Below are 12,856 nucleotides of genomic sequence, written 5' to 3'. Positions count from 1 at the left end.
GTATGCCAATTCATAATTGGGGAATTATTATTAACCAGTTTTTGGCTATATTTGAAAAAAGGGTCCGAATTTAAATGAAAATCCGAACCCTTTATTTTTTACTTACACAGTTAATGGGATAGTGCCTAAAAAAGAGGCTTCCGCCTCGTTTATTATTCATTCTTGAAATATTTGCCCGCGCTCTTTAAACTTTGCTCTTTGAACTTTGCCTATCGACTTCGGACTCATTCCCTTCGGACTCATTCCCTCCGGACTTATCTCCTCTCTCTACTCTCCTATCTATTATCAATTTTTTACTTTGTGCTTTATGCTTTATGCTTTACATTTACAGCATGACAATCATCTATATCGTTTTAGCCATTTTAGCTGGCACAGGCGCTACCTACATCCTTTTTCAGGGAAAATTAGCTCTATTACAGAGTCAATTAGCACAAGCAAACCAAGATCTGGCGAAACAAACGGCTTTGGAGGCTGAAAATAGAACCTTATTTGGGAAATTATCCCAGATAGAAGGCCAAAATGAGACCTTAAAGATGACGGTTGAAAATCAAAAATCGGATGAGGAAAAACTGCGAAAAATGCTCGTTGAAATCAGCAATGAATCCGTTTTAAGGCAAGGAAAAATGCTTAGCGACCAACAGCAGGTGAAATTAAATGATGTTTTAAACCCACTGAAGGAGAAATTGAAGGAGTTTGAGGAAAAGGTGAACCTAGGCCAAAAAAGTAGTTTGGAGCAAAGTACCGTGCTGATGGAGCAGATCAAGAACTTAACGAGCCTAAATCAAACAGTCACTCAAAAGACAGAGGATTTGACGAATGCCTTGAAGGGATCTAATAAATCACAAGGTAACTGGGGAGAGATGATTTTGGAAAGAGTATTAGAAAGCTCTGGCCTAAAGAATGGGATGGAATACCAAACACAATTTGTGACTAAAAATCAAGAAAATGAGACGATTAAACCCGATGCTGTCATCTTTTTACCCGATAATAAAAACTTAATCATTGATAGTAAAGTTTCTTTAGTTGCTTATGAGAGATATACGAGTGCCGAGGATGGAACAATAGAGAAAGAGGCCGCACTAAAAGCGCACATTGAATCCTTGAAAACACATATTAAAGAACTGTCGGCAAAGGATTATCATTCGGCTTTGAATTTAACCAGTCCTGATTTTACGCTTTTATTTATACCTATTGAATCGGGATTTGTGGCGACAATCAGCCAGGACACTACTTTATTTAATTATGCGTGGGATCGAAAGATTGTTTTAGTCTCCCCTTCTACCCTTTTGGCCACTTTACGTACGATTGCATCGGTTTGGAAAACAGAGTATCAAACGAGAAATGCGATTGAAATTGCGCGTCAGGCTGGTGATTTATATGACAAATTTGTCGGGTTCACGAAAGACATGGAAGATGTAGGAAAGCACATTAAAAAAGCGGAGGATTCGCATAATGATGCACTAAATAAATTAAGCTCAGGCAAAGGAAACTTAATAAATAGAGCTCAAAACTTACACAAACTAGGCATCAAATCGACTAAAAAGCTAAATCAAGGGCTCGTTCAAGATGAGGAGCCGGAGGAATTAGATTAGAGATTAGAGATTATAGAGTAGAGATAAAAATCTATACTCTCTAATCTATGCTCTCATTTAGACTTAGGCTTTCTTTAAAAACTCAGTTCGCAAAACCATCATCGATTTCTCCACTTTGCCTTCAATTTCGGCAGCGTCATCCGTTAAGCGAATGCCTCTTACCATGGTTCCACGCTTAATTACACCGGATGATCCACGTACCTTTAAATCTTTAATCACGGTAACAGAATCGCCATCTTTTAATATAGCACCATTACTATCGAGAACGATTAATTCATCTTCCTCATCCATTTTTTTGTTGTTTTTTGGTTAATTATTACGTTCAGAAATTACTTTTCCCACGTATTTTTATTGTTTCTAAACCCTAATAATCGTTGAGCTAAATCTGGGCGCTTTAATTGAGTTAAGCGATTTCGAATCCAGTCCTTGTATTCTGCTTTATACCAGAAGAAATATTTATTTTGATTCTGTTTCTCTTCCCTTGTTTTTGCCGTTTTTACTGGCTGCAAGGTATATGGGTGTACACCCGAATAATAGATCACTTCCGCCACTGTCATAGGTGTAGGCGTAAAATCTTGTACTTGCTCTAAATGAAAACCTAAATCTTTTGTCTCTGCAGCTAAATTAGCCATATCTTCTTCTTCACAACCAGGGTGAGACGAAATGAAATAGGGAATGAGCGGTTGTTTTAGGCCAAATTTGGCAGAAATCTCATCGTATTTCTTCTTAAATGCATGGAAATACTTAAAAGATGGCTTACGCATTACGCGCAAAGTGGCATCAGAAGTATGTTCAGGAGCTACTTTCAAACGACCCGAAACGTGTCGCGTAATCAATTGCTCCATGTATTCATCGTGATTCCCATCAGAATTATTCTTATTGAAATCATCCACTAAAAGATCATAGCGAACTCCAGATCCCACAAAAGCCTTCTTAATCCCAGGATGCTTATCTACCTTGCGATAGATATCTGTTAATGGTTTATGGGAGGTATCTAAATTATTACAGATCACCGGATGAATACAAGATGGGCTTACACAACGTGCACAAATATCCTCATCCTTTCCCTTCATTTTATACATGTTAGCCGAAGGACCGCCTAAATCAGAAATGTATCCTTTGAAATCAGGAGCTTTGGTAATTTGCTCCACTTCTTTCATAATCGACTTCTCACTCCGGGAGGCAATAAACTTTCCTTGGTGGGCAGAAATCGTACAAAAACTACAGCCGCCGAAACAACCGCGGTGCATATTCACCGAGAATTTAATCATCTCAAAAGCGGGAATAGGACCACGCTTTCTATATTTCGGATGCGGCAAACGCGTATAGGGTAAATCAAATGATTTATCCATTTCTACTTCATCCATTGTTTTGAAAGGAGGGTTAATAACTAAAACGTCCTCCCCTACTTTTTGAATGATTCGATTGGCTTGCCACTTATTGGATTCAACCTCGACGATTTTAAAATTCGAAGCATATTTAATCTTATCTTCTAAACAAACCTCATGACTCGCTAATTCCACCGTTTCCCAGTCACAGGATGGTGCCGTTTTCTGTAAGAAAGCCACTTGATTAATATGGGTCAAATCCCCTAATTTCTTTCCTTCCTTCACCCCGCGCATAATTTCGCGCAATGGTTGTTCTCCCATGCCATAAACTAACATATCAGCACCAGAATCGACTAAAATAGAAGGGAATAATTTATCTTCCCAATAATCATAGTGCGTGACACGACGCAAGGACGCCTCGATACCACCGATTAAAACGGGAACATCTGGATAAATTTCTTTAAGAATCTTTGTATAAACGGTGGTCGCATAATCTGGACGAAAACCCGCTTCACCACCAGGAGTATAAGAATCATTCGAACGCAAACGCTTATTAGCTGTGTAATGATTCACCATGGAATCCATACAACCAGCTGTAACGCCGAAGAAATATTTAGGCTTACCTAATTTCTTAAAATCGCGTAAATCATCTTTCCAGTTAGGTTGAGCAACGATGCCTACCTTCAAACCTTCACTTTCCATGATTCTACCTATCACTGCCGTGCCAAAAGCCGGGTGATCCACATAGGCATCACCTGAAATTAAAATCACGTCCAGTTCATCCCAGCCACGTTTTTCAACCTCTTTTTTCGTGAGGGGCAGCCAGTCGGTTATCGGTCTTTCTTCCATAAAGCAAAATTAACGGAATTTAGGGGCTTTACCTATTGAATATCATGCCAAAAATCAGGAATCAATTCACATTTTTTTAGTAAATTCGTTCAAACAGAGGAATTAAACCTATTATCGTATTGAATACCGCCGAATTAATTTTCCAATCAATTGCTGCATTAACTAGTCCTGCTGAAATAGCTTGGATAGAGGAAAAATTACATGCTGATGCGAAAGGAATTTCACTCGCGTTTGTAATGGTTCCTCGCATCATCGCTAAGCATTCAATCGAAAATGAGCTTCCCATTATAACAGGTTGGAATTGGAAAAATGCCACACTGGATCAATTAGTACGCGTTTATTTCTTAATTCATTTGGCAGAAAAAGAGGATGGAAAATCAAGAATCGAAACCTTATTTGATACGGCTGAGATGAATGAATTAGTCGCTCTTTACCGCGCTTTACCTGTTTTGAAAACACCAGAAATTTGGTTGCACCGCGCTACAGATGCTGTTAGATCTAATATGGGGCCTGTATTTGATGCCATTGCTTTTGGAAATCCATATCCCCAAACTTATTTCAGCGATTTAGCCTGGAACCAATTAGTCCTTAAATGTATATTTAATGATAAACCCATTCACTTAATTATAGGTTTGGATGAGCGTTCTAATCAAGCTTTAGCTGATACCTTAGCTGACTTTGCCCATGAAAGATGGGCTGCAGGAAGACGGGTGCCATCTCAGGTTTGGCGATTAATACGAAACTTCCAAACAGAATCAATAGAACAGGATGTAGCAAAGCTTTCGAAAAGCGAAGATGCAAATGATCGAAAAGCCGCTGAATTAATCATCAATAATAGCCCTCTAGAAGCCTGGAAGGCCTTAGAACAAGCAGAACCTATATATACCGCCTAATACTATGTGCCAAAACCCAAACGAAGCCAAATTAAATCCATCGCACTTCGAAGGATCGAACGAAGAACAACAAACCGCCCAAGAAGTAGAGGGCGGGTTTGCCGCTTATACACAAGGGATGAAGTTCTTTGATCCGCATGTTCACATGACTTCCAGAACGACCGATGATTACCAAGCGCTAGCAGATGCCGGTGTGGTGGCCATTATTGAGCCGGCTTTTTGGCTAGGGCAACCTAGAACTGGATTGGCATCATTTAAGGATTATTTTGCCAGCTTAGTGGGTTGGGAGCGTTTTAGATCGTCACAATTTGGCATAAAACATTATTGCACTATTGGATTAAATTCTAGAGAGGCGAATAATGAGGCACTTGCGGAAGAAGTAATGGAAATTTTGCCTTTGTTTTTACAAAAAGAAGGCGTCGTAGGTGTGGGTGAAATTGGATTTGATGACCAAACAGCCGCTGAGGAAAAATACTACCGTGCTCAATTAGAATTAGCGAAAGAAATGGGTTTGCCCGTTCAAGTGCATACGCCGCATCGGGATAAGAAAAAAGGAACGGAACGCAGTATGGCGATTGCCTTAGAGCACGGCTTAGCACCCAATATGGTGGTAATTGATCATAATAATGAGGAGACCGTTAAATCGGTTTTGGACCAGGGATTCTATGCGGCATTCACTATTTACCCCTTCACGAAGATGGGAAATGAGCGAATGGTAGAGATCGTTAAACAATATGGCTCCGAAAGAATCATGGTGAATTCGGCGGCGGACTGGGGTATTTCTGATCCTTTGGCGATTCCTAAAACAGCAGCCCTAATGAAGATAAAAGGTATTTCTGCGGTGGATATACAAAAGGTAACCTATCAAAACGCGTTGGATTCTTTTGCTCAGAGTGGACAAATCAATGAAAAGGATTTTATTCATGGTCTTGAAATAGATCAATCCTTGAAGTTTAATGGCAATACGGTTTTGCGCGGCGGTCAAGCACCTTGCGTAGACAAAAACTCCATCTTCATTCGCTAATGAGTAAGATCAGAGCTTTTGCCGAATTAACGCGACCAGCCAATGTGGTAACCGCCTTATCTGATATACTGGCTGGGTTGGCCATTGTTGGTTTTACTTTTGGGGGTTTAGATTACCAGTTCTACCCTGCCATATTTTTAGGTATATCTAGCATGTGCTTATATGCAGGCGGAGTCGTATTTAATGACATTTTTGATCACGAATTAGATACCGTCGAAAGACCTGAGAGAGCGCTTCCTAGTGGGCGAATAAAACGATCAGAAGCAATTATAGGCGGTATTTTGTTGCTATCGTTGGGTATATTTTTAGCCTTTTGGCAAAATCGATTAAGTGGATTTATAGCGGTTTTCATTACCGCCTTAGCACTATTTTATGATTGGAAAGGAAAGCATATGCGAATTTTCGGCCCCATCAACATGGGATTATGCCGGGCATTCAATTTACTTTTAGGAATGAGCGTGTATGAATTGGGCGTTTTGGAGCACTTCCCAGTAATCGCCATCCCGTTGATTTACATTGCAGCCATTACACTTGTTAGCCGAGGAGAAGTACATGGCGGCAAAGCGATTACACTCTATTTTGCTGGGTTTTTATTTTTAATCGTGCACGGGTCACAACTATATTTAGCGGAACAATTGGAGTATGCTTTGGTATTTGTCCTGGCCCACTTTATCCTGATTTTTAGAAAACTTCGAATCGCAATAGCGAATCCTGTAGGGAAAAACATTGGATTAACAGTAAAAACAGGCGTTTTAACACTTATATTAATGAATGCAGCTTGGGTCGCATCGAGTGGACAATGGATCATGGCCCTCTTTGTTTTAGCCTTATTACCCGTATCTTTGGGTTTAGCTAAAAAATTCGCCGTTACGTAAACCTATGCAATCTTTAAAACAACATTTTCAGGTACCCTATTCTTACGAGGTATTCTTCACGGAACATTTGTTTGCTCCTGAAAATCGCATTTTTACTGATTTTGTCCAAAACTACGGCAACCCTAGCTTTCGCAAAAAAATCCTTTTTGTGCTCGACAAAGGAGTAACAGATATTCAACCCCGATTAACGGCGGAGATTGTCAGCTATTTTCAACAACATTCTCCGGCGGATTTAGCCCCAGAAATCCTAGTGCTTCCTGGCGGAGAAGTCTGCAAAAACGATCCTCGCTTTTACGAGGAAGTGATTCGCGCTTTAGATGAGCACGGAATCGATCGCCACTCCTTTGTGGCCTGCATCGGTGGGGGTGCTTTCTTAGATATGGCCGGTTATGCCGCTGCCATCTCACATAGAGGAGTGAAATTCATCCGCATTCCGACGACGGTATTATCCCAAAACGATTCCGGTGTCGGCGTAAAAAACAGCATTAACTACCTAGGCAAAAAGAATTTCCTAGGCACCTTCGCTCCTCCCGTTGCCGTATTCAATGATTATTCCTTCTTAGAAAGTCTTGGAGACCGCGATTGGCGTTCCGGCATTGCAGAAGCGATTAAAGTGTCCTTAATTAAGGATATTGCTTTTTTTGAGTGGCTGGAAGAAAACGCCGATTCGATGAATCAATGTAGTAAAGCGGTGATGATTGAGCAAATATACCGTTGTGCTGATCTGCACATGCAACATATCGCTAGTGGAGATCCGTTTGAATTAGGATCAGCTAGACCTTTGGACTTCGGCCACTGGTCAGCACATAAATTAGAATATTTAACTGATTTTAAAATCCGTCACGGAGAAGCAGTGGCAGTTGGGATTGCATTAGATTGCGTATATTCTCACTTAACTGGTTCGTTGAAAAAAGAAGAGTTAGATCGAATTATCAGCTTGTTGAAAAAAATAGGATTTGAAATTTTCCATCCGGCTTTGGCAGAAAATGATAAAATCAACTTAACCAATGGCCTGAATGAATTCAGAGAACATTTAGGAGGTCAATTAACCATCACTTTGCTTGAAAAATTAGGAAAGGGCGTGGAAGTACATACCATGGACCTAGCCATGATCAAAAAATCAGTCGACCACCTGGAACAAATCGCGTAAAATGAAAACGCCTTACGGACACCTGAGTTATTGCAGCAATATTCATACCGGAGAGATTTGGTCGGAACATTTTGCACAATTAAAACAACTCGTTCCGGAGGTAAAGGCACAAGTTTCACCTACAAAATCGATGGGTTTAGGGCTGCGTCTTGCGAACCAGGCTAGTATTGATTTGCAAGATCCGGCTCATTTGCAGGAATTAAAATCGTGGCTTACCGATCAAGGTTTATATGTTTTTACGCTGAATGGATTCCCCTATGGCGGATTTCATGATACGATTGTAAAAGATCAGGTGCATGCGCCGGATTGGACGACGACGGAACGCAGAGATTATACCATCCGATTAGCGCATATTTTAGCACAGCTTTTAATAGAAAATGAGGGTGGCATTTCGACGTCTCCACTCTCCTATCGATACTGGTTTAATTCCGAAAAGGAACGCGAAGAGGCGATGCAGACCTCGACTAAACATTTACTTGAAGTGGTCGATGTGTTAGCTGAAATCGAAAAGCAAACAGGTAAAATCATTCATATTGATATAGAACCTGAACCGGACGGCTTATTGAGCAATCACAGGAATTTTGTGGATTGGTATGAAAATATACTTTTACCTGCTGGCGATTCTACTTTGATAAGAAGACATATTCAATTATGCTTTGATATTTGCCATTATGGAGTGAGTTTTGATCGCCCTAAGATGAGCATCGATGAATTAAAAGCTAAAAATATACCCGTAGGGAAGATTCAAATCAGCTCAGCGCTTCGGGTGGATTTGAGGAATCAAGTAGAAGCGAAATTAGAGGAATTAAAGAAGTACCAAGAACCGGTGTATTTGCATCAGGTAAAGGCCTTGCGAAAGGATGGAACTTACGAAGAATTTAAAGACTTAGATGAGGCTTTTGCAGCTTATAAGCCTACTACTTACGAAGAATGGCGCGTTCATTTTCACGTGCCCTTGTTCTTAGAGACCTATGGCCTTTTAGCATCCACTCAACAAGAGATTCGGGAGACAATGGAAATTCAAATGAAAAGTCCTTTTACCCGACATTTGGAAATAGAAACCTATACCTGGGGCGTTTTACCATCAGCCTATCAACTACCGATGGCCGATTCCATCAGTCGTGAAATTAAAACTATCACAGATATATTAGGACTATGAAAAAGACTGCTGTAATTGATGTGGTGGGACTCAGCGAAAGTATAATTTCAGCTGAATATACTCCATTTTTGTATGCCTATATTCAAAAAAAGCAGATTCAAAAAATCAAACCTCCTTTCCCAGCCGTAACAACTACATCCCAAAGCGTCTATTTAACGGGCAAAAACCCATCCGAACACGGAATCGTGGGAAACGGCTGGTATGATAAAATAGATTCAGAAGTGAAGTTTTGGAAGCAATCAAATGCCTTAGTGGGAGCTGAAAAAATCTGGGAAGCGGCGAAGAAAAAGGATCCGAATTTTACCTGTGCGAAGATGTTTTGGTGGTATAACATGTATTCTTCGGCGGATTATTCTGTCACTCCTCGTCCACAATACCATTCAGATGGAGTGAAGGCGCCTGATTGCTATTCCTATCCTGCCTCCTTACGAGATGAATTGCAAACTCAATTAGGTACATTCCCCTTATTTAATTTTTGGGGACCTAATGCAAATATCAAATCCACTCAATGGATTGCAGATGCGTCTATCTATGTGGATGAAAAGTACAATCCCACGCTAAACCTAATCTACCTACCGCATTTAGACTATTGTCTGCAAAAATTCGGGGTAGATTTACCTGCGATTGCCAAAGAATTAAAAGAAATTGACCGCGTCTTAGAACAATTAATCACCTATTTCGAATCAAAAAATACAGAAATTATTCTACTGTCCGAGTATGGCATCAATGATGTAAATACGCCTATTCACCTAAATCGAATCTTACGAGAAGCGGGTAAAATTGCGATTCGGGAAGAACAAGGATTGGAATTATTAGATCCAGGTGCTAGTGAAGCATTTGCTGTATCAGATCACCAAATCGCACATATTTACTGTAAGAATACTTCAGAAACTAGAGCGATTTTAGAAAAGGTACCTGGTATCGCTAAAATCCTAAGTGGAAAAGAACTAGCTGATTATCAGATCGCTCACGAAAGATGCGGTGATCTGGTTTTGGTCGCAGATTCTGACAAGTGGTTTACTTATTATTATTGGCTTAATGATGCCAAAGCACCTGATTTTGCCCGATGTGTAGACATCTTCAAAAAACCCGGTTACGATCCAGTCGAAATGTTTATGGATCCTAAAAACCCCTTCATAAAGCTCAGAGCAGCCTATAAATTAGCTCGCAAGCTGTTAGGTTTCCGCTACCGTATGGATGTAATTCCTTTAGATGCGAACTTAGTTAAAGGTTCACATGGAAGTCCATTCTGTGATGAAGTGTATTATCCGGTTTTTATTTCGTCGCAAAATATCAGTAAACAGATACAAGCAACCCAAGTATATCAATATATTTGGGAAACAATTTTTCCAAAATAACATGAAAAAGATTAGCACTATTTTTGCCTTCATTGTAGCAATGATGGCATTTAGCACAAACATCCACGCACAAGGTATGGATCCTCAGGCCATGGTTCAACGTCAAATGGACCGAATGACGACTGAATTAAGTTTATCTAAAGATCAGGTGGCTAAAGTGGAACCACTTGTTACGGCCAGAATGACTAAAATGATGGAATTACGTGAGCAAGGAATGGAAAGAGAGGAAATGATGGCAGAGATGAAAAAGGTAAACGATGCGCAAGCAGAACAACTCAAAGCAATCTTAACGCCTGAGCAACTAGAAAAATACAAAACGATGCAAAGCCAAACGCGTCAAGGTGGGCCACCACGAGATTAAATTAGTTTGAGAACATTTCAATTCATAGTACTTCTAATTTCTTATACTAGCTTTTCTCAAGTTCAAAACATACGAGGTAGGCTGCTGGATAAACATACCCAGCAGCCTATTTCATTTGCCGATATCTATTTATCCCCATCTAATCTAATTGCTAAATCTGATTCTATTGGAAATTTTTCCTTTTTCAAACTCCCGCTTAATTCCTATCAATTACGAATTAGAGCTCTAGGGTATCAGGAATTTAGTATACCTAAAATTGAGCTGATTGCCGGAAAAGAAAGTTATTTAGCCATTGATTTAGAGGAAAACCCTATATTCCTTCAGGAAGTTAGGGTCCAAGCAGAAAAACCAAAAGATGTTGCAAAAAATGAATTTGCCATTGTCAGCACAAGACAATTTAGCCTTTTAGAAGCTCAACGTTATGCCGGTGGATTTCAAGATCCTGCAAGAATGGCATTGAATTTTGCGGGTGTAACAAACGCGGGATCAGACCAAAATAATGAAATCATCATTCGAGGTAATTCACCTAAAGGTTTGTTATGGAGAATGGAGGGCATTGAAATCCCAAATCCAAATCATTTTGGAGATGGCCAAGGATCAACCAGTGGCATTATTTCCATGATTAACTCCACTAGTTTAGCCAATTCTGATTTTATGTCAGGTGCATTCCCCGCAGAATATGGCAACGCATCCTCAGGTGTCTTTGACTTAAGCCTTAGACGAGGGAATAATCTTAAGCGAGAATGGATGGCAACCCTTTCGGTAGTAGGTTTAGATGTGGCTAGCGAAGGTCCAATCGGTCAAAAAGGGGGATCATATCGGCTAGGTTTCAGATATTCCACTTTGGAAATATTACTTAAATCAGGACTAGTCAATATTAATAGTGGCAATTTTAAACCTGCCTACCGAGACTTAAATTACTTACTAGAATTGCCTACAAAAAAATCAGGTTCCTTTACTTTATGGGGAATTGCAGGAGCTAATAATACAGAAGACTTAAAGACTAATACGAATGATTACACGAATAGTTATTTAGCCGTAGGTGGAATTTCGCATAAACTTCCCTTAAAAAAGGGGCATTGGAAAACAGTTTTGGCCTACACAACTGAGTCTACAGAAATTATTCATGAAGATTTTAACGTCAAAACTCGTGAACAAACCTACCAATACCCGTCCTGGCGGTTTAGCACCTATTATTTGCACCGCTTTAATTCAACAACTCAGTTGAAAATAGGCATCAATGGCAGTCAATTATCCTATAAATTATTTGAAAATAGAAATAAAATCACCTACTTAGATGAAGATGATAAAACCTATTATTGGCAGCAATATGTGCAATTAAATAAAAAATGGACTTCACAATTAAGCGTTACGGCTGGAATTCATCACTATCAATTTGAGTTAAATAAGGCTCAAGGTTGGGAGCCAAGACTTGGTTTATCCTGGAATACCAATTCAGGTGGTCGATTTAGTGTGGGAATGGGCGTTCACTCCCGCTTAGAGCCCCTCTCTGTCTATTTCTATAAAAGATACAAAGGCAAAATTTCAGAAATGCCTAATCAATCTATAAAGCCAGCCGTATCACTTCATCAAGTAATTGCTTATGACCAAAAATTGGGAGAAAATACCCGCTTGAAGGTAGAAGCCTATCTACAAAATATTAGTCAGGCGCCAGTGGATTCAAATAGAAACAGTACGTTCTCCCTTTTAAATTATAGTTCTGGAATTCCTACACAGGTATTAGAAAATGTAGGAAAAGGAGAAAACAAAGGAATTGAATTAACCATTGAACGCTTTCTAAGTAATGATTTTTATTATTTAATTACGGCATCTGTTTTTGACACTAAATATCAAGCCAAGAAAAACGTTTGGTATAATACTCAATTCAATAATAATTATGCAGCTAACCTATTAGTAGGAAAAGATTTTCGTCAGAAGATTTCGGTGAATTTAAGGTATTTGATCAGAGGCGGTAATCGCTATACGCCCATCAATTTAGCAGAATCCATTAAAAGAAATACGACCGTTTTAACTTCAAGTCAAATGATGGAAGGTCAATATCCCACTTTTCATCGATTAGACTTATCGTTTGCCTATAAATTAAATAGAAAACAGCACACTTGGACTTTTCGAGCAGACTTACAAAATGTCCTTAACATAAATAATATTATTGAAGAACGCTATGATGGAAATGTAAAAGCGCTTACCTATCGGTATGCGCTTCCACTTATTCCTATATTTAGTACTCGAGTCGATTTTTAGTACGC

At 39.5% G+C, this 12,856-nt stretch carries 11 protein-coding genes; 9 read left to right on the top strand and 2 right to left on the bottom strand.

All coding sequences use genetic code 11. From position 1 onward, the window contains the following. Window positions 1-332: 332 nt before the first annotated feature. On the top strand, window positions 333-1,592 hold the full coding sequence (locus ACST13_RS10895) for a DNA recombination protein RmuC (RefSeq protein ID WP_459523228.1): 1,260 nt from the start codon (window positions 333-335) through the stop codon (window positions 1,590-1,592). Window positions 1,593-1,655: 63 nt separating this feature from the next. On the opposite strand, the gene ACST13_RS10890 is transcribed toward ACST13_RS10895, so the two are convergent. Together ACST13_RS10890 and ACST13_RS10885 are read right to left on the bottom strand one after the other, a co-directional pair. Next, on the bottom strand, window positions 1,656-1,883 hold the full coding sequence (locus tag ACST13_RS10890; RefSeq protein WP_459523227.1) for an alkylphosphonate utilization protein: 228 nt from the start codon (window positions 1,881-1,883) through the stop codon (window positions 1,656-1,658). A 38-nt stretch (window positions 1,884-1,921) separates the two neighbouring features. Beyond that, a complete protein-coding gene (locus ACST13_RS10885; protein ID WP_459523226.1) occupies window positions 1,922-3,769 on the bottom strand; it encodes a YgiQ family radical SAM protein in 1,848 nt (615 codons plus the stop codon). A gap of 119 nt (window positions 3,770-3,888) precedes the next feature. Between ACST13_RS10885 and ACST13_RS10880 the strand changes: the two genes are divergently transcribed. Genes ACST13_RS10880 through ACST13_RS10845 form a run of 8 tightly spaced genes read left to right on the top strand, consistent with a single transcriptional unit; the run spans window position 3,889 to window position 12,851 of the window. Continuing rightward, window positions 3,889-4,662 carry an EboA domain-containing protein gene (locus ACST13_RS10880; RefSeq protein ID WP_459523225.1) on the top strand — a complete coding sequence of 258 codons (774 nt, stop codon included), beginning with the start codon at window positions 3,889-3,891 and terminating at the stop codon, window positions 4,660-4,662. Between the two features lie 4 nt (window positions 4,663-4,666). Further along, entirely contained in the window at window positions 4,667-5,686 is a 1,020-nt protein-coding gene (locus tag ACST13_RS10875) for a TatD family hydrolase (RefSeq protein ID WP_459523224.1), read from the top strand. Next, a complete protein-coding gene (gene eboC / locus ACST13_RS10870) occupies window positions 5,686-6,561 on the top strand; it encodes a UbiA-like protein EboC (protein ID WP_459523223.1) in 876 nt (291 codons plus the stop codon). Before ACST13_RS10875 ends, eboC begins: the two co-directional genes overlap by 1 nt. A gap of 4 nt (window positions 6,562-6,565) precedes the next feature. Further along, window positions 6,566-7,711 carry a 3-dehydroquinate synthase gene (locus ACST13_RS10865; protein ID WP_459523222.1) on the top strand — a complete coding sequence of 382 codons (1,146 nt, stop codon included), beginning with the start codon at window positions 6,566-6,568 and terminating at the stop codon, window positions 7,709-7,711. Between the two features lies 1 nt (window position 7,712). After that, window positions 7,713-8,870, top strand: coding sequence for a metabolite traffic protein EboE (eboE, locus tag ACST13_RS10860; protein WP_459523221.1), 1,158 nt, complete (start codon window positions 7,713-7,715; stop codon window positions 8,868-8,870). Then, window positions 8,867-10,228 (top strand): alkaline phosphatase family protein, encoded by a 1,362-nt coding sequence (locus ACST13_RS10855; protein ID WP_459523220.1) that lies wholly within the window; start codon window positions 8,867-8,869, stop codon window positions 10,226-10,228. Before eboE ends, ACST13_RS10855 begins: the two co-directional genes overlap by 4 nt. Before the next feature lies 1 nt (window position 10,229). Then, window positions 10,230-10,589, top strand: a complete 360-nt coding sequence (locus ACST13_RS10850; protein WP_459523219.1) for a hypothetical protein — start codon at window positions 10,230-10,232, stop codon at window positions 10,587-10,589. A 6-nt stretch (window positions 10,590-10,595) separates the two neighbouring features. Next, entirely contained in the window at window positions 10,596-12,851 is a 2,256-nt protein-coding gene (locus tag ACST13_RS10845; RefSeq protein WP_459523218.1) for a TonB-dependent receptor, read from the top strand. The last annotated feature ends 5 nt before the right edge of the window (window positions 12,852-12,856 follow it).

The sequence above is a fragment of the Aquirufa sp. A-Brett2-W8 genome (genome assembly GCF_054558755.1).
The sequence above is the reverse complement of the archived record's forward strand: the minus strand, read 5'-3'. Positions and strand labels throughout refer to the sequence as shown.